16 protein-coding genes and 1 pseudogene are annotated in these 16,161 nt (G+C 61.0%); 10 read left to right on the forward strand and 7 right to left on the reverse strand.

All coding sequences use genetic code 11. The features are described 5' to 3' along the window. Nucleotides 1-66: 66 nt before the first annotated feature. A pseudogene (locus tag FBX99_RS29240) lies at nucleotides 67-348 on the reverse strand (transposase); the annotation flags it as partial. A gap of 86 nt (nucleotides 349-434) precedes the next feature. Next, nucleotides 435-1,475 carry a low specificity L-threonine aldolase gene (locus FBX99_RS19540; protein ID WP_144926435.1) on the reverse strand — a complete coding sequence of 347 codons (1,041 nt, stop codon included), beginning with the start codon at nucleotides 1,473-1,475 and terminating at the stop codon, nucleotides 435-437. A 192-nt stretch (nucleotides 1,476-1,667) separates the two neighbouring features. On the opposite strand from FBX99_RS19540, the gene FBX99_RS19545 reads away from it, so the two are divergent. The 8 genes from FBX99_RS19545 to fdhA all read left to right on the forward strand — a co-directional run bounded on the left by FBX99_RS19545 (nucleotide 1,668) and on the right by fdhA (nucleotide 11,649). After that, a complete protein-coding gene (locus tag FBX99_RS19545; protein ID WP_145132575.1) occupies nucleotides 1,668-2,372 on the forward strand; it encodes a TraX family protein in 705 nt (234 codons plus the stop codon). Between the two features lie 313 nt (nucleotides 2,373-2,685). Then, nucleotides 2,686-3,939 carry a serine hydroxymethyltransferase gene (gene glyA / locus FBX99_RS19550; RefSeq protein ID WP_047702350.1) on the forward strand — a complete coding sequence of 418 codons (1,254 nt, stop codon included), beginning with the start codon at nucleotides 2,686-2,688 and terminating at the stop codon, nucleotides 3,937-3,939. A gap of 21 nt (nucleotides 3,940-3,960) precedes the next feature. After that, the gene (locus FBX99_RS19555; protein ID WP_144926441.1) at nucleotides 3,961-5,211 is read left to right on the forward strand and encodes a sarcosine oxidase subunit beta family protein; all 1,251 of its coding nucleotides are present in this window, start codon (nucleotides 3,961-3,963) and stop codon (nucleotides 5,209-5,211) included. 14 nt (nucleotides 5,212-5,225) lie between these two features. Continuing rightward, nucleotides 5,226-5,555, forward strand: coding sequence for a sarcosine oxidase subunit delta (locus FBX99_RS19560; RefSeq protein ID WP_024779445.1), 330 nt, complete (start codon nucleotides 5,226-5,228; stop codon nucleotides 5,553-5,555). After that, a complete protein-coding gene (locus FBX99_RS19565) occupies nucleotides 5,552-8,569 on the forward strand; it encodes a sarcosine oxidase subunit alpha (protein WP_145132577.1) in 3,018 nt (1,005 codons plus the stop codon). Before FBX99_RS19560 ends, FBX99_RS19565 begins: the two co-directional genes overlap by 4 nt. 130 nt (nucleotides 8,570-8,699) lie before the next feature. Then, nucleotides 8,700-9,332, forward strand: coding sequence for a sarcosine oxidase subunit gamma (locus FBX99_RS19570; protein WP_144926448.1), 633 nt, complete (start codon nucleotides 8,700-8,702; stop codon nucleotides 9,330-9,332). A gap of 131 nt (nucleotides 9,333-9,463) precedes the next feature. Further along, the gene (gene purU / locus FBX99_RS19575; protein WP_144926451.1) at nucleotides 9,464-10,321 is read left to right on the forward strand and encodes a formyltetrahydrofolate deformylase; all 858 of its coding nucleotides are present in this window, start codon (nucleotides 9,464-9,466) and stop codon (nucleotides 10,319-10,321) included. Nucleotides 10,322-10,449: 128 nt separating this feature from the next. Continuing rightward, entirely contained in the window at nucleotides 10,450-11,649 is a 1,200-nt protein-coding gene (gene fdhA, locus FBX99_RS19580) for a formaldehyde dehydrogenase, glutathione-independent (protein ID WP_145132580.1), read from the forward strand. A 56-nt stretch (nucleotides 11,650-11,705) separates the two neighbouring features. Here fdhA and FBX99_RS19585 read toward each other — a convergent pair whose 3' ends face one another. From FBX99_RS19585 to FBX99_RS19600, 4 genes are all read right to left on the reverse strand, one after another. Further along, entirely contained in the window at nucleotides 11,706-12,059 is a 354-nt protein-coding gene (locus FBX99_RS19585) for a hypothetical protein (RefSeq protein WP_144926454.1), read from the reverse strand. Between the two features lie 39 nt (nucleotides 12,060-12,098). Then, on the reverse strand, nucleotides 12,099-12,437 hold the full coding sequence (locus FBX99_RS19590) for a hypothetical protein (protein WP_178112008.1): 339 nt from the start codon (nucleotides 12,435-12,437) through the stop codon (nucleotides 12,099-12,101). 161 nt (nucleotides 12,438-12,598) lie between these two features. Continuing rightward, the gene (locus FBX99_RS19595) at nucleotides 12,599-13,174 is read right to left on the reverse strand and encodes a hypothetical protein (protein WP_145132581.1); all 576 of its coding nucleotides are present in this window, start codon (nucleotides 13,172-13,174) and stop codon (nucleotides 12,599-12,601) included. Between the two features lie 84 nt (nucleotides 13,175-13,258). After that, nucleotides 13,259-13,672, reverse strand: a complete 414-nt coding sequence (locus tag FBX99_RS19600) for a DUF3757 domain-containing protein (RefSeq protein WP_144926460.1) — start codon at nucleotides 13,670-13,672, stop codon at nucleotides 13,259-13,261. Nucleotides 13,673-13,903: 231 nt separating this feature from the next. On the opposite strand from FBX99_RS19600, the gene FBX99_RS19605 reads away from it, so the two are divergent. Continuing rightward, nucleotides 13,904-14,482 carry a DUF2780 domain-containing protein gene (locus FBX99_RS19605; protein WP_144926463.1) on the forward strand — a complete coding sequence of 193 codons (579 nt, stop codon included), beginning with the start codon at nucleotides 13,904-13,906 and terminating at the stop codon, nucleotides 14,480-14,482. Here FBX99_RS19605 and FBX99_RS19610 read toward each other — a convergent pair whose 3' ends face one another. Beyond that, nucleotides 14,483-15,370, reverse strand: a complete 888-nt coding sequence (locus FBX99_RS19610) for an acyltransferase (RefSeq protein WP_144926466.1) — start codon at nucleotides 15,368-15,370, stop codon at nucleotides 14,483-14,485. Between the two features lie 232 nt (nucleotides 15,371-15,602). Between FBX99_RS19610 and FBX99_RS19615 the strand changes: the two genes are divergently transcribed. Next, nucleotides 15,603-16,109 (forward strand): ATP-dependent zinc protease, encoded by a 507-nt coding sequence (locus FBX99_RS19615; protein WP_144926469.1) that lies wholly within the window; start codon nucleotides 15,603-15,605, stop codon nucleotides 16,107-16,109. Nucleotides 16,110-16,161 lie beyond the last annotated feature (52 nt).

Genomic DNA, 16,161 nt, shown 5'->3' on the forward strand with positions numbered 1-16,161 from the left:
TCCCACGCTCCGCGTGGGAATGCCGCCAGGGACGATCCGCGTCCCAGCTTCCCAGCCGTCTGCACGCTACCATCGTTGAATCTCGATCAAGCCTTCCATCCCCGCATAATTGCGCGCACTGGAATACCGCCAATGTTCCGGTAATTCCACATACCCACGCTTCACCGGGTTGAAGTGGATGTAATCCAGCTTTTGGCGCATGACCGTTTCGCTATGAATCTGCTCAGCATGTGAGCCTTCCTGCCAAAGCTGATATACCCGGTCCTGCTTATGTGCCCGCTTGCTGAACCTCAGGCGTTGCAGCGCTCGCTCTGCGCCTTTGCTCCGCAGGTCATCAATGATCTGGCGAGTTCGTTTGCAGGCCGAACGCGGAGCGTCCGTGGAGGCATTCCCACGCAGAGCGTGGGAATGATCAGCAGGCCAGGCGCCAGGCCTCAGGCGCTCATCACTTCCCGAATATCCGCCGCCAATTCCCTTACCCGCGCTTCTTCGGTATCCCACGAGCACATGAACCGTGCGCCGCCCTTGCCGATGAAGGTGTAGAAGCGCCAGCCCCGTGCCGTGAGGGCGGCGATGGCGGGTTCCGAGAGTTGCAGGAATACGCCGTTGGCCTGGACCGGGAACATCAGTTCCACGCCAGGGATGTCGCTGACCAATTGTGCCAGCAGTTGGGCGCAGTGGTTGGCATGGCGGGCATGCTTGAGCCAGGCGTCGTTTTGCAGCAGGCCGACCCAGGGGGCGGAGAGGAAGCGCATTTTCGATGCCAATTGCCCGGCCTGTTTGCAGCGGTAGTCGAAGTCCACTGCCAGGTCGTGGTTGAAGAACAGAATGGCTTCACCCACCGCCATGCCGTTTTTGGTGCCGCCGAAGCACAACACGTCCACGCCCACTTTCCAGGTCAGGTCTGCCGGTGAGCAGCCGAGGAAGGCACAGGCATTGGAAAACCGCGCGCCGTCCATATGCAGGTTCAGCCCCAGCTCCTTGCAGGTATTGCTGATGGCGCGGATTTCGTCCGGGGTATAGATGCTGCCGACTTCCGTTGCCTGGGTCAGGGTCACGACCCGGGGCTTTGGATAGTGGATGTCCTGGCGTTTGAGGGCGATTTCACGGATCGAGTCAGGCGTCAGCTTGCCGTTTTCAGTACGTGCCAGCAGTAGCTTGGAGCCGTTGGAAAAGAATTCCGGTGCGCCGCATTCGTCGGTTTCGACGTGGGCGGTTTCCGAGCAGATCACGCTGTGGTAACTCTGGCACAGCGAGGACAGCGCCAGGGAGTTGGCCGCGGTGCCGTTGAACGCGAAGAACACTTCGCAGTCGGTTTCGAACAGGGTGCGGAAATCGTCCGCCGCCCGATGGGTCCATTCATCGTCACCGTAGGCGCGTTGGTGGCCCTGGTTGGCTTCTTCCATGGCAGCCCAGGCTTCGGGACAAATGCCGGAATAGTTGTCGCTGGCGAACTGTTGACTCTTGTCGGTCATGGCCTTGCTCCTGGAGTAGAGGTCCTGGGTAAAGATCCCTGGCAGAAACTCCCGGGTGGGGAGTTTCATGGTTCGGCGTGTTTGATCAACGGCGCCGTGGTCGATATTGGTGCGCACTTTACCCAAGATTAGTGGGGGAACACACCGGATGTTTCTGTCAGGAAATCACAAAGTCGCCGAACGACTGTGCACATGAACCGGCGTGACGGGGCCTTGGATCTGCTCAAATGGCTGGCTTTGTTGGTGATGGTGCTCGATCATCTGCGATATGTCGGTTTTTCCGCCGATTGGCTCTATGTGCCGGGACGCCTGGCGTTCCCTGGGTTCTGTCTGGCGATGGCGGCAAACCTGGTCCGGGACGGGGTCGGTGTCATGCCTTGGCGTTATCTGGGCTGGCTGTTGCTGTTCAGCGCGATCAGTGAAATCCCTTATCGACTGTTCATCCCTGATCCCTCCACGTTGAATGTATTGCCGACGCTGATCCTGGGGCTGCTGGTGGCGCGCGGCTGGCAGGTGCCGCAATGGGAGGCCCGATGCCTGGCGTTGGGGGCGTTGCTGCTGGCGGCACTGTGTGCTTCACGACTGATGTTCGGTTTCTTTGGCGTGCTGCTGCCCCTGGCGATGTTGCTGGTGTTTCGTCGGCCCTGGTACTTCGCATGGTTGCCTGGGCTGGTGTGCCTGGCGGCCAACCAGTGGCGGGTGCTCTATGGCGCCGCGTGGCTGGGGAATGAGGTGGCGGTATGGGGCATGCTGGCTTGCCTGTTTGCGCCAGGGCTCGGGCTGTTGCTCTTGCGCCGGGCGGGGCATTGTCATCCACCGGCGATGCGGCGCTGGGCGTATGCCCTGTATCCCGGGCACTTCCTGGTGTTACTCGCGATCCGCCTGATCGCCGCGTAGCGCGTGTTACCCAGGGCGCTGTGGCGAGGGGATTTATCCCCGCTGGGTTGCGGAGCAGCCCCAAAAGCGCCCAACTCAATCAATATCACACACGCAGACGTCTGGTTTCAGGGCCGCTTCGCGCCCCAGTGGGGATAAATCCCCTCGCCACAATGATTGCGTCATATGCCATGTCGTAAACGCGCCTTTGCGTGGCGTCCATAGGCATTTGACCTGCCTGCGCCAGCCATACCATCGCATCCAAAGGGCACTGTCGAACGGGCGGTGCCTCACCAAGACAAAAAGGCGTACCGACGCCGCTGGGAGAGACGCGATGTTCAGCAAGCAAGACCAAATCCAAGGTTACGATGATGCACTGCTGGCGGCGATGAACGCCGAAGAGCAACGCCAGGAAGATCACATCGAACTGATCGCGTCAGAGAACTACACCAGCAAGCGTGTCATGCAGGCCCAGGGCAGCGGGCTGACCAACAAATACGCCGAAGGTTATCCAGGCAAGCGCTACTACGGTGGCTGCGAACACGTCGACAAGGTCGAGGCCCTGGCCATCGAGCGCGCCAAGCAACTGTTCGGCGCCGATTACGCCAACGTCCAGCCGCACTCCGGTTCTTCGGCCAACAGCGCCGTGTACCTGGCCTTGCTGCAAGCTGGCGACACCATCCTGGGCATGAGCCTGGCCCACGGCGGTCACCTGACCCACGGCGCTAAAGTGTCGTCCTCGGGCAAGCTCTATAACGCCGTGCAGTATGGCATCGACACCACCACCGGCTTGATCGACTACGACGAAGTCGAGCGCCTGGCGGTCGAGCACAAACCGAAAATGATCGTGGCCGGTTTCTCGGCTTACTCCAAGACCCTGGATTTCCCACGTTTCCGTGCAATCGCCGACAAGGTCGGTGCCTTGCTGTTCGTCGACATGGCCCACGTCGCTGGCCTGGTGGCCGCCGGTCTGTACCCGAACCCACTGCCTTACGCCGACGTGGTCACCACCACCACCCACAAGACCCTGCGTGGTCCGCGTGGCGGCCTGATCCTGGCCAAGTCCAACGAAGAAATCGAGAAGAAGCTCAACGCCGCAGTATTCCCGGGCGCTCAGGGCGGCCCGCTGATGCACGTGATCGCCGGCAAGGCGGTGTGCTTCAAGGAAGCGCTGGAGCCTGGCTTCAAGGCCTACCAGCAGCAAGTGATCGAAAACGCCCAGGCCATGGCTGGCGTGTTCATCAAGCGCGGCTACGATGTAGTGTCCGGCGGCACCGATAACCACCTGTTCCTGGTCAGCCTGATCCGTCAGGGCCTGACCGGCAAGGACGCCGATGCCGCCCTGGGTCGCGCTCACATCACTGTCAACAAGAACGCAGTGCCGAACGACCCGCAGTCGCCATTCGTAACGTCGGGCCTGCGCATCGGTACTCCGGCGGTGACCACCCGTGGTTTCAAGGTTTCCCAGTGCGTGACGCTGGCCGGCTGGATCTGCGACATCCTCGACAACCTCGGCGACGCCGATGTCGAGGCCAATGTCGCCCAGCAAGTGGCAGCCCTGTGCGCGGACTTCCCGGTTTATCGCTGAGTCGGTTTTGGAGTAATGACTATGCAACGCTATTCGGGCTTCGGCCTCTTCAAGCACTCTCTCAGCCATCATGAAAACTGGCAGCGGATGTGGCGTACGCCGACACCGAAAAAGGTCTACGACGTGGTTATCGTCGGTGGTGGCGGGCATGGTCTGGCGACCGCCTACTACCTGGCCAAGGAGCACGGCATCACCAACGTGGCCGTGGTCGAGAAAGGCTGGCTGGGCGGCGGTAACACCGCGCGCAACACCACCATCGTGCGCTCCAACTACCTGTGGGACGAATCGGCCCACCTGTACGAACATGCGATGAAACTCTGGGAAGGCCTGTCCCAGGACCTGAACTACAACGTGATGTTCTCCCAGCGCGGTGTGTACAACCTGTGCCACACCCTGCAGGACATCCGCGACTCCGAGCGTCGGGTCAACGCCAACCGCCTCAACGGCGTGGACGGTGAGCTGCTCAACGCCAAGCAAGTGGCCGACGAGATCCCGTACCTGGACTGCTCGAAGAACACCCGCTACCCGGTGCTGGGCGCGACCGTCCAGCGTCGCGGCGGCGTGGCCCGTCACGATGCCGTGGCCTGGGGCTTTGCCCGTGCCGCCGATGCCCTCGGTGTGGACTTGATCCAGCAGACCGAAGTGATCGGTTTCCGCAAGGAAAACGGCGTGTGCATCGGTGTGGAAACCAACAAGGGCTTCATCGGCGCCAAGCGCGTCGGCGTGGTGACCGCCGGTAACTCGGGGCACATGGCCAAGCTGGCCGGCTTCCGCCTGCCGATCGAGTCCCACCCGCTGCAAGCGCTGGTGTCGGAGCCGATCAAGCCGATCATTGACAGTGTGATCATGTCCAACGCCGTACACGGTTACATCAGCCAGTCCGACAAGGGCGACCTGGTGATCGGCGCCGGTATCGACGGCTGGGTCGGCTACGGCCAGCGCGGTTCGTACCCGGTGATCGAACACACCATCCAGGCCATCGTCGAGATGTTCCCGGTGCTTTCGCGGGTGCGCATGAACCGTCAGTGGGGCGGTATCGTCGACACCACGCCGGACGCCTGCCCGATCATCTCCAAGACGCCGGTGCCGAACATGTTCTTCAACTGCGGTTGGGGTACCGGTGGCTTCAAGGCTACCCCGGGCTCGGGCAACGTGTTTGCCGCCAGCCTGGCCAAGGGTGAAATGCACCCACTGGCCGCACCGTTTTCCATCGACCGTTTCCACAACGGTGCGCTCATCGACGAACATGGCGCTGCTGCCGTCGCCCACTAACAGGAGAAATCCCTATGTTGCACATCTTCTGTCCTCACTGCGGCGAACTGCGCTCCGAAGAGGAATTCCATTCGTCCGGCCAGGCGCACATCCCGCGTCCACTGGACCCGAACAGCTGCACCGACGAGGAGTGGGGCGACTACATGTTCTTCCGCGACAACCCTCGCGGCCTGCACCATGAGTTGTGGATCCACGCTGCCGGTTGCCGCCAGTACTTCAATGCGACCCGCGACACCGTGACCTACGAGATCCTGGAAACCTACAAGATCGGCCAAAAGCCGCAATTCACTGACAAGGCTGACAGTCCGAAAGCGGCCGCACAGGCTCTGGGAGAGAAGGTATGAGCCAGATCAATCGCCTGTCCAACGGCGGACGGATCGACCGCAACAAAGTACTGAGCTTCACCTTCAACGGCCAGACCTACAAAGGCTTCGAAGGCGATACCCTGGCCGCTGCACTGCTGGCCAACGGCGTCGACATCATTGGTCGCAGTTTCAAGTATTCCCGTCCACGGGGCATCTTCGCCGCCGGTGCGGAAGAGCCGAACGCGGTGCTGCAGATCGGCGCCACCGAAGCCACGCAGATTCCTAACGTGCGTGCCACGCAACAGGCGCTGTACCAGGGTCTGGTCGCCACCAGCACCAACGGCTGGCCGAGCGTGAACAACGACGTGATGGGTATTCTCGGCAAGGTCGGCGGCAAGATGATGCCGCCGGGCTTCTACTACAAAACCTTCATGTACCCGCAATCGTTCTGGATGACTTACGAAAAGTACATCCGCAAGGCCGCCGGCCTGGGTCGCTCGCCGACCGAGAACGATCCGGATACCTACGACTACATGAACCGTCACTGCGACGTGCTGATCGTCGGTGCCGGCCCTGCGGGCCTGGCCGCCGCTTTGGCCGCCGGTCGCAGCGGTGCACGGGTGATCGTGGCTGACGAGCAGGAAGAGTTCGGCGGCAGCCTGCTCGATTCCCGCGAGAGCCTGGACGGCAAGCCGGCGACCGAGTGGGTCGCGGCGGTGGTGGCTGAGCTGCGTTCGATGCCGGACGTATTGCTGTTGCCACGTGCCACGGTGAACGGTTACCACGACCACAACTTCCTGACCATCCACGAACGCCTCACCGACCACCTCGGTGACCGCGCGCCGATCGGCCAGGTGCGTCAACGCATCAACCGCGTTCGCGCCAAGCGCGTAGTACTGGCCACCGGTGCTTGCGAGCGTCCGCTGGTCTACGGCAACAACGACGTGCCTGGCAACATGCTGGCCGGTGCGGTCTCTACCTACGTGCGTCGCTACGGCGTGGCACCGGGCAAGAAGCTGGTGCTGTCCACCAACAACGACCACGCCTATCGCGTTGCGCTGGACTGGTTCGACGCCGGCCTGCAAGTCGTCGCCGTCGCCGATGCCCGCAGCAACCCACGCGGCGCGCTGGTGGAAGAAGCCCGCGCCAAAGGCATCCGCATCCTCACCGGCAGCGCCGTGATCGAGGCCCGTGGCAGCAAGCGCGTGACCGCTGCCCGCGTCGCCGCGATCGATGTGCGCGGACAAAAAGTCACCAGCCCCGGCGAATGGCTGGACTGCGACCTGGTCGCCAGCTCCGGCGGCTACAGCCCGGTGGTCCACCTGGCTTCGCACCTGGGCGGCAAGCCGATCTGGCGTGAAGACATCCTCGGTTTCGTACCGGGCGAAGCACCGCAGAAACGCGTATGTGTCGGCGGCGTGAATGGCGTCTACAGCCTTGGCGATACCCTGGCCGATGGTTTCGAGGGCGGCGCACGCGCGGCCAGCGAAGCCGGTTTCAAAACCGTGGAAGGGGTGCTGCCTAAAGCCCTGAGCCGCCACGAAGAGCCAACCCTGGCGCTGTTCCAGGTGCCGCACGAAAAAGCTACCGCACGGGCGCCGAAGCAGTTCGTCGACCTGCAGAACGACGTCACCGCCGCCGCTATCGAGCTCGCTACCCGCGAAGGCTTCGAGTCGGTGGAGCACGTCAAGCGCTATACCGCACTGGGCTTCGGTACCGACCAGGGCAAGCTGGGCAACGTCAACGGCCTGGCCATCGCGGCCCGTTCGCTGAACGTGAGCATCCCGCAGATGGGCACCACCATGTTCCGTCCGAACTACACGCCGGTGACATTCGGCGCGGTGGCCGGTCGGCACTGCGGGCACATCTTCGAGCCGGTTCGCTTCACCGCGCTGCATGCCTGGCACGTGAAGAACGGCGCCGAGTTCGAAGACGTCGGCCAGTGGAAGCGCCCTTGGTACTTCCCAAGGAACGGCGAAGACATGCATGCCGCGGTCAAGCGTGAATGCAAGGCCGTGCGCGAAAGCGTCGGCCTGCTGGACGCCTCGACCCTGGGCAAGATCGACATCCAGGGCCCGGACGCCCGTGAGTTCCTCAACCGCATCTATACCAACGCCTGGACCAAGCTCGACGTGGGCAAGGCTCGCTACGGCCTGATGTGCAAGGAAGATGGCATGGTGTTCGACGACGGCGTGACCGCCTGTGTCGCCGACAACCATTTCATCATGACCACCACCACCGGCGGCGCGGCCCGTGTGCTGCAATGGCTGGAGATCTACCAGCAGACCGAATGGCCGGACCTGAAGGTGTACTTCACCTCGGTCACCGACCACTGGGCAACCATGACCTTGTCGGGGCCCAACAGCCGCAAACTGTTGAGCGAAGTCACCGACATCGACCTGGATCGTGACGGCTTCCCGTTCATGACCTGGAAAGAAGGCCTGGTGGCTGGCGTACCGGCGCGGGTGTTCCGGATTTCGTTCACCGGCGAACTGTCGTACGAAATCAACGTGCAGGCCGACTACGCCATGGGCGTGCTCGAGAAGATCGTCGAGGCCGGCAAGAAGTACAACCTGACCCCGTACGGCACTGAAACCATGCACGTATTGCGGGCCGAGAAAGGCTTCATCATCGTCGGCCAGGACACCGACGGCTCGATGACCCCGGATGACCTGAACATGGGCTGGTGCGTGGGCCGTACCAAACCGTTCTCGTGGATCGGCTGGCGTGGCATGAACCGTGAAGATTGCGTGCGTGAAAACCGCAAGCAACTGGTGGGCCTCAAGCCCATCGACCCGAATGTCTGGCTGCCGGAAGGCGCGCAACTGGTCTTCAACCCCAAGCAGGCGATCCCGATGACCATGGTGGGCCACGTGACCTCCAGCTACGCGCACAACTCCCTGGGCTATTCGTTCGCCATGGGTGTGGTCAAGGGCGGCCTGAAGCGCATCGGTGAGCGGGTTTTCTCGCCGCAGGCCGATGGCAGCGTGATCGAGGCAGAGATCGTTTCTTCGGTGTTCTTCGATCCGAAGGGCGATCGGCAGAATATTTGATACCTGATCGTTCCCACGCTCCGCGTGGGAATGCATCCCGGGACGCTCCGCGTCCCAAAGCGGACGCAGAGCGTCCATGGCGGCATTCCCACGCAGAGCGTGGGAACGATCAACTCAAGACAGGTGCTATATGACAGCAGCCAATGTTTACCAACAACGCCCAACCACCGGGGCCAAAGCCGAGTCGTCGTTGCATCATGCCGACCTCGCCAGCCTGGTGGGCAAGGGGCGCAAGAACGCCGGCGTGACCGTGCGCGAGAAAAAACTCCTGGGTCACCTGACCATCCGTGGCGATGGCCACGATGCGGCATTTGCCGCGGGCGTGCACAAGGCCCTGGGCATCGAATTGCCGGGCGCGTTGAGCGTGATCGTCAAGGGTGAGACCAGTTTGCAATGGATGGGGCCGGATGAATGGCTGCTGGTCGTGCCGACTGGTGAAGAGTTCGCCGCCGAAAAGAAACTGCGTGAAGCCCTGGGCGACCTGCACATCCAGATCGTCAACGTCAGCGGCGGCCAGCAGATCCTCGAACTGTCCGGTCCGAATGTGCGCGATGTGCTGATGAAATCCACCAGCTACGATGTACATCCAAGCAACTTCCCGGTAGGCAAGGCCGTGGGCACAGTGTTCGCCAAGTCGCAACTGGTGATCCGCCACACCGCTGAAAACACCTGGGAACTGCTGATCCGTCGCAGCTTCTCCGATTACTGGTGGCTGTGGCTGCAGGATGCGTCGGCTGAGTATGGCTTGAGCGTACAGGCCTGACTTGAGTTGATCGTTCCCACGCTCTGCGTGGGAACGCATCCCGGGACGCTCGGCGTCCCCAAAGGCGGACGCAGAGCGTCCATGGCGGCATTCCCACGCAGAGCGTGGGAACGATCAGAGGAGTATCACGAATGAGCCGCGCCCCGGATACATGGATTTTGACTGCCGACTGCCCCAGCGTGCTCGGCACTGTGGACGCGGTGACTCGCTTTCTGTTCGAGCAGGGCTGCTATGTCACCGAGCACCACTCCTTCGACGACCGGCTTTCGGGACGTTTCTTCATTCGTGTGGAATTTCGCCAACCCGATGGTTTCGACGAGCAGGATTTCCGTACCGGCCTGGCCGGGCGCGCCGAAGCCTTTGGCATGGTCTTCGAACTGACGCCGCCCAACTACCGGCCGAAAGTGGTGATCATGGTGTCCAAGGCCGATCACTGCCTCAACGATTTGCTCTACCGCCAGCGCATTGGCCAGTTGTCCATGGACGTGGTCGCGGTGGTGTCCAATCACCCGGACCTCAAGCCGCTGGCCGACTGGCACCAGATTCCCTACTACCATTTTCCCCTGGACCCGAACGACAAGCCGGCCCAGGAGCGGCAGGTGTGGCAGGTGATCGAAGACACCGGCGCCGAGCTGGTGATCCTCGCCCGCTACATGCAGGTGCTGTCGCCGGAGCTGTGTCGCAAGCTCGACGGCAAGGCGATCAACATCCACCACTCCCTGCTGCCTGGCTTCAAGGGCGCGAAACCGTATCACCAGGCCTACAACAAAGGCGTGAAGCTGGTCGGTGCCACGGCGCACTACATCAATAACGACCTGGACGAAGGCCCGATCATCGCCCAGGGCGTGGAGGTGGTGGACCACAGTCATTACCCCGAGGACCTGATTGCCAAGGGGCGGGATATCGAAGGGCTCACATTGGCCCGGGCCGTGGGATACCACATTGAACGGCGGGTTTTCCTGAACGCCAATCGTACTGTCGTTCTTTAGATGCTTGGCGGCGCTCTGGGGCCCGTTGGCGAGCAGTTCTTCTTTGATAATCCCAGTACTAATCCGAGCACAAACGCGCTGCCTGCCTGGGTGACGCAGTTCCACAAAAACAACAGCGAGGTGAAAGCATGTCCGGTAATCGTGGTGTCGTCTATCTCGGCAACGGCAAGGTCGAAGTACAGAAGATCGACTATCCAAAAATGCAGGACCCGCGTGGCAGAAAGATCGAGCACGGCGTCATCCTGCGCGTGGTATCCACCAACATCTGCGGCTCCGACCAACACATGGTGCGCGGCCGTACCACCGCCCAGACCGGCCTGGTCCTGGGTCACGAGATCACCGGTGAAGTGATCGAGAAGGGCAGCGACGTCGAGAACCTGAAGATCGGTGATCTTGTGTCGGTACCGTTCAACGTCGCGTGCGGTCGTTGCCGTTCCTGCAAGGAACAGCACACCGGCGTCTGCCTGACCGTCAACCCGGCCCGTGCCGGTGGCGCCTACGGCTATGTCGACATGGGTGACTGGACCGGCGGCCAGGCCGAATACGTGCTGGTGCCATATGCTGACTTCAACCTGCTGAAACTGCCGGACCGTGACAAGGCCATGGAGAAAATCCGCGACCTGACCTGTCTGTCCGACATCCTGCCTACCGGTTACCACGGCGCAGTGACTGCCGGCGTGGGGCCTGGCAGCACCGTGTACATCGCGGGTGCCGGTCCGGTCGGCCTTGCTGCTGCGGCTTCTGCTCGTCTGCTGGGCGCGGCAGTGGTCATCGTCGGCGATGTCAACCCGGTTCGCCTGGCTCACGCCAAGGCCCAGGGTTTCGAAATTGCCGACCTGTCCAAGGACACCCCGCTGCATGAGCAGATCGCTAACCTGCTGGGCGAGCCGGAAGTTGACTGCGCTGTCGACGCCGTGGGCTTCGAAGCCCGTGGTCATGGCCATGAAGGTGTCAAGCAGGAGGCTCCGGCCACCGTGCTCAACTCCCTGATGCAAGTGACCCGTGTCGCCGGCAAGATCGGTATCCCTGGCCTGTACGTCACCGAAGATCCGGGCGCGGTCGATGCCGCCGCCAAGATCGGTGCCCTGAGCATCCGCTTCGGCCTCGGCTGGGCCAAGTCCCACAGCTTCCACACCGGCCAGACTCCGGTGATGAAGTACAACCGCGCGCTGATGCAGGCGATCATGTGGGACCGCATCAACATCGCGGAAATCGTCGGCGTACAGGTGATCAGCCTGGACGACGCGCCGAAAGGCTACGGCGAGTTCGACGCCGGTGTACCGAAGAAATTCGTGATCGACCCGCACAAGCTGTTCAGCGCGGCGTAAGGCTGTAGGCAAGACGGAAAAAGGGCGACAGTGATGTCGCCCTTTTTATTTGCGATTTATTTGTCTTTGGTCAGGGTCAGCTCTCGGGTATAGATCACGTTGCCCTGATTGTCTTCCTGGGGATTGCCCCTGTATTGGCAGGTGTCCCCCGTGGGGGAAATGGAGACTGCTTTGAGATTGTGGCTCAGGAAGTCGTCTGAGTTGGATTGAAATTGTGACCCCGACCAAGTGCCTCCGTTTGCATCGGTCGCGGTGTATTTGAAGCCTTCATTATGTGGAGGCGGATAGGATGACGACGCATGAGAAGACTTTATAGTGCCCGGCTGAGGGCATGATGCGATCGTCGAGGCGTGCACAAGGCCAGGTAAAGCCAGCAGCGCAAACATACCGGCAAGTATCAACTTGTCCATAACAGGTACTCCGCTATTCGAAGGGTGATGGTGCTGGCGCTATTCTTTCTTCAATCTTAAATAGGGCGTCGACTTTTCGTTGCCTATAACAACATCTTTTCCGCCGTAGTCGCAGACCTTTCCATTGTCAGAGATTTTCTCTGCCTTCAGCTCATACCTGGGATCCAGGAAGTCATCGGCAGTTGATGACACCTGACCCGTCCAGCCACCCGGGGCCGTGTATTGGAAGCCTTCACCATGAGGGGGCGGAAGGTCCGGATCCGTGTAAGGCGTTGATTTGATATCGCTGACTTCTGGACAGGATCCGATATCCGCGGCATGGGCATTACCTATCAGCCCCATTGTCAAAAGCACGCCGGTGAGGATTATTTTGCACATTCGATGTACTCCGTTACTTGGTTACAGCCCGGATGTTCATCGATAGACAGACCCTCGCCTACTGTCAGAGCTGACAGCACTCAAGGCCGATAAGAAATAGGCTCGCTCGTTTTTATATCCAAGTGTCCGTTCCATTTCCTGTCAGGGATGGATAATCCACTTCAAGGCTGGGTTACGGTTGCCGTTTTGACCCGCTCGCAGAAGTCGGGGTAGAAACCCCAGACATTCGTGTCCTGACATTCATGCTGGGCCTGGGTCAGCGCATCCCTGTCGAATGTGAGGCTTCCAGGTGCGCTGGCGAAGGTGATATAGCCATCCCTTTGGGTCTTGATCCCATCGAATCCTCGCATGTCGTAAACCAGTTCAACGTCGTCGTCGGCAAGGAGTCGAGCCTTGACTGTCACTTGGGCGTACTGCTTGCCCCCGGGGGCGTCATTCAGTGCGGCGAGTCCATGACCAACAACGCGTAACAGCCGGGGAACCCAACCCTCGTCGGTCCCGGCGGCGCCCGGGCGATAAGTCACGGTAAGCGTTTGCTGGTCGCGGGTGACCGCGGTCAGGGACGGGTCGTAGCGCTTGATGCGGTGCTCGATGGTCAGCCAGGTCTTCTGCTCCTCGCTGACACCATCGGCCAATTCCGGATTCAGCGGCCCTCTCAGGCATTCGTTGATACCTAGCGCGATCAGCATGCCCGCCAGGATCACCGCGAGGGTGGCGCCACCAATTTTTATGTCCATAGGCAAACTCTTCAGAGGGAGGCGCACTGTACGGTATCAGCGGACTCCGGGTCATCTGCCTGCGGCGGCTAAGCGATAGATCAATCAGAAACTCAGGTTGAAGTCGTCAGCACCAATGAGCTTGCACACCTCAAGGGCAAGATTTTCGCAGCGCCGATTCGTCCACGCTGAAACAGGCGGCTGTATCTGAAGATACTGCAGCGCCAGGTTGACGGATGCGTATGCGCAAGTGAGGGTCGTACTGCCCGGTGTTGTTGGGGCGTCAATGTCATGGAGAGCAAACTCGGCGCCGTTGAGTTTCATGGATGCCGGATCGTCCATGTTAATGACGCTCTGACTTGCCCACTCTCGTTCATCCTGCACTTCGATGGACTTAACCTCCCAGGGTTTGATGTGTTCAGTGATATTCGCAATGGCAGGACAGGTTATTTCGCCGGCCCTGATATGGTCGATAAACAATAGAAGTAACCACGTGCATCCCGTCAGCGTAATTTTCATGTCCAGGCTCCATTGGCTCCAATAGAACATGGTCGTCATTGGCGCCGATCGGGCTACTGTCAATCCTGACAGTTTTTTATGTCCATTCAGAATATGCGGAGCCGTTCATAGCGCTTTCGGCGATGACTGGCATGTGGGCACGCGGAACGATCCTGGCCCTCCTCAGTCCAATCCACGATTTTATGCCGCCCTTATCGGGCGGCTTTTTCATGGTTCAAGAGGGCGTTCGCAATGAAGGTTTCACGCGGTTTCGCACTGTCCTGTCTGCTGTCGCTGGCGGCCGGTCCGGTCTTCGCGCAGTTCAGCCTCAGTGATGCGGCCAATGCGGTGGCGGCCATGCAGGGCGGACGGGGTGAGCAGGGGGAGGGCGCCGTAGCCGCCGCGCCCGAAGCCGCCGGGCTGCTCAACACGTTGGGTTCGGAGCTGAAGATCACGCCGGAACAAGCCATCGGCGGTGCCGGCGCGATGTTGGGGCTGGCAAAGAACCGTCTCAGCGAGCCGCAATTTTCCGAGCTGAGCCAAAGCGTGCCGGGCCTGGACCAGATTGCTGGCAACAGTGCCATCGGTGGACTCAATGGCCTGGGTGGCCTGCTCGGTGGCGGTTCGCAGAAGAATGCCCTGCTCGATGGCCTGCTGGGCAACGTCAAGGACACCAGGGACCTGAACAATGCCTTCAGTGCCTTGGGCATGGACAGCGGCATGATCGGCCAGTTTGCTCCGGTGATCCTCCAATACCTCGGTCAGCAAGGCGTGGCCGGTTCATTGCTGCAGAACCTCGGTGGCATCTGGGGCACTGGTGCCGGCATCTGATCAGCGGCGCTCGTCGAGCAAGGCGACGATGCGTCGGTCTTTTTCGGTCCAGAGCTGGTTGACCCAGTTCTGGATGTGCTGGCGAAACACGGGATCGTTTTCGTAATCGCCTTGCCACAGCGCAGGGTCCAGCGGGCGGGTCTGGATGTCGATGATGACCCTTGGCACAGAACCGCTGATCAGGTCCCAGAACCCCGGAATCCGCGCCTGCGGATACACCACGGTCACATCCAGGATCGCGTCCAGTTGTTCGCCCATCGCTGCCAGCACGAACGCGACGCCACCGGCCTTGGGCTTGAGCAGGTGGGCAAAGGGTGATTGCTGCTGCTGGCTCTTGGCGGCGGTAAAGCGTGTCCCTTCGAGGTAGTTCACCACGGTGACGGGCTGGCGCTTGAACAGCTCGCAAGCCGCCCGGGTGATTTCCAGATCCTTTCCGGCCAGTTCCGGGTTCTTCGCCAGGAAGGCCTTGGTGTAGCGCTTCATGAACGGATAGTCCAGCGCCCACCAGGCCAGTCCCAGGAACGGTACCCAGATCAGCTCTCTCTTGAGGAAAAACTTGAAGAACGGTGTGCGCCGGTTGAGGACCTGGATAAGGGCGGGAATGTCCACCCATGACTGGTGATTGCTGATGACCAGGTAAGAGGTATCGCCACGCAAGCCTTCGCCACCGCGAATATCCCAGCGGGTGGGAATGCACAGGGCGAAGATCAGTTTGTCGATCTCGGCCCAGGTTTCGGCGATCCACATCACCGCCCACGAGGCGTAGTCGCGAAAGCGTCCGGGCAGGATCAGCTTGAGCAGCGCGAACACCATCAGCGGCCCGAACAGCACCAGGGTGTTGAGCAACAGCAGCAGGGTGACGAAACAGCCGGTGAGCAGGCGGCGCATAAATGACTCTTGCAAGCGGGTGGGCGGGCCATGATAAGCAGCTTCGGGCGGCAGGCCAAATTGAGCCGGACGAATGTTTCACCTTCTGACCGGTATGCTGGGTTTCCAAACAGGCTTTGCCATTACCCCAATCGGGGCGCTTCGCTGTTGCGCGGGAGTAAGCTCCCTCGCCCAGACCGAACGAATCCACCGCCCACGGTCTAAAAAACCACCCCCACAGGAGCCCTATTGCATGAAATCCCTTCTCGCCCTGTTTTCCCTGGTGGCCCTTCCCGTGCTGGCCGCCGAACCGACCCTTTATGGGCGTTACGAATACATCGCGCTGCCGGAAATCGGTGGTGAAGTGCTCAAGGCCAAGATGGACACCGGGGCCCTGACCGCCTCGCTGTCGGCCAAGGACATTGAAACGTTTACCCGCGACGGTGATGACTGGGTGCGGTTCCGCCTGGCGACCAAGGACGCGAGCAACAAGGTCTTCGAGCACAAGATCGCGCGTATCAGCAAGATCAAGACCCGTTCCGAGGAGGATGAGGACGAGGACGAAAAGATCGCCCCCACCAAACGTCCGGTCGTGGACCTGGAACTGTGCCTGGGTAACGTCAAGCGTACCGTCGAGGTCAACCTGACCGACCGCAGCAGCTTCAATTACCCGCTGCTGATCGGCGCCAAGGCCCTGCGCGAATTCGGGGCGGCGGTGAACCCGGCCCGACGTTTCACGGCGGACAAGCCCGACTGCTGATTTCCCCGATTGACGTGCCCCGAGGCTTGGGGCACCGTTCCGGCAACTTTAC

The sequence above is a fragment of the Pseudomonas sp. SJZ074 genome, from assembly GCF_007828215.1.
In the GTDB taxonomy this organism is placed as follows: Bacteria; Pseudomonadota; Gammaproteobacteria; order Pseudomonadales; family Pseudomonadaceae; genus Aquipseudomonas.

What these genes read in the sequence shown, in the direction of transcription:
- FBX99_RS19540 (WP_144926435.1), bottom strand. Translation starts at nt 1,475, where the DNA reads ATGACCGACAAGAGTCAACAGTTCGCCAGCGACAACTATTCCGGCATT.
- FBX99_RS19545 (WP_145132575.1), top strand. Translation starts at nt 1,668, where the DNA reads ATGAACCGGCGTGACGGGGCCTTGGATCTGCTCAAATGGCTGGCTTTG.
- glyA (WP_047702350.1), top strand. Translation starts at nt 2,686, where the DNA reads ATGTTCAGCAAGCAAGACCAAATCCAAGGTTACGATGATGCACTGCTG.
- FBX99_RS19555 (WP_144926441.1), top strand. Translation starts at nt 3,961, where the DNA reads ATGCAACGCTATTCGGGCTTCGGCCTCTTCAAGCACTCTCTCAGCCAT.
- FBX99_RS19560 (WP_024779445.1), top strand. Translation starts at nt 5,226, where the DNA reads ATGTTGCACATCTTCTGTCCTCACTGCGGCGAACTGCGCTCCGAAGAG.
- FBX99_RS19565 (WP_145132577.1), top strand. Translation starts at nt 5,552, where the DNA reads ATGAGCCAGATCAATCGCCTGTCCAACGGCGGACGGATCGACCGCAAC.
- FBX99_RS19570 (WP_144926448.1), top strand. Translation starts at nt 8,700, where the DNA reads ATGACAGCAGCCAATGTTTACCAACAACGCCCAACCACCGGGGCCAAA.
- purU (WP_144926451.1), top strand. Translation starts at nt 9,464, where the DNA reads ATGAGCCGCGCCCCGGATACATGGATTTTGACTGCCGACTGCCCCAGC.
- fdhA (WP_145132580.1), top strand. Translation starts at nt 10,450, where the DNA reads ATGTCCGGTAATCGTGGTGTCGTCTATCTCGGCAACGGCAAGGTCGAA.
- FBX99_RS19585 (WP_144926454.1), bottom strand. Translation starts at nt 12,059, where the DNA reads ATGGACAAGTTGATACTTGCCGGTATGTTTGCGCTGCTGGCTTTACCT.
- FBX99_RS19590 (WP_178112008.1), bottom strand. Translation starts at nt 12,437, where the DNA reads ATGTGCAAAATAATCCTCACCGGCGTGCTTTTGACAATGGGGCTGATA.
- FBX99_RS19595 (WP_145132581.1), bottom strand. Translation starts at nt 13,174, where the DNA reads ATGGACATAAAAATTGGTGGCGCCACCCTCGCGGTGATCCTGGCGGGC.
- FBX99_RS19600 (WP_144926460.1), bottom strand. Translation starts at nt 13,672, where the DNA reads ATGAAAATTACGCTGACGGGATGCACGTGGTTACTTCTATTGTTTATC.
- FBX99_RS19605 (WP_144926463.1), top strand. Translation starts at nt 13,904, where the DNA reads ATGAAGGTTTCACGCGGTTTCGCACTGTCCTGTCTGCTGTCGCTGGCG.
- FBX99_RS19610 (WP_144926466.1), bottom strand. Translation starts at nt 15,370, where the DNA reads ATGCGCCGCCTGCTCACCGGCTGTTTCGTCACCCTGCTGCTGTTGCTC.
- FBX99_RS19615 (WP_144926469.1), top strand. Translation starts at nt 15,603, where the DNA reads ATGAAATCCCTTCTCGCCCTGTTTTCCCTGGTGGCCCTTCCCGTGCTG.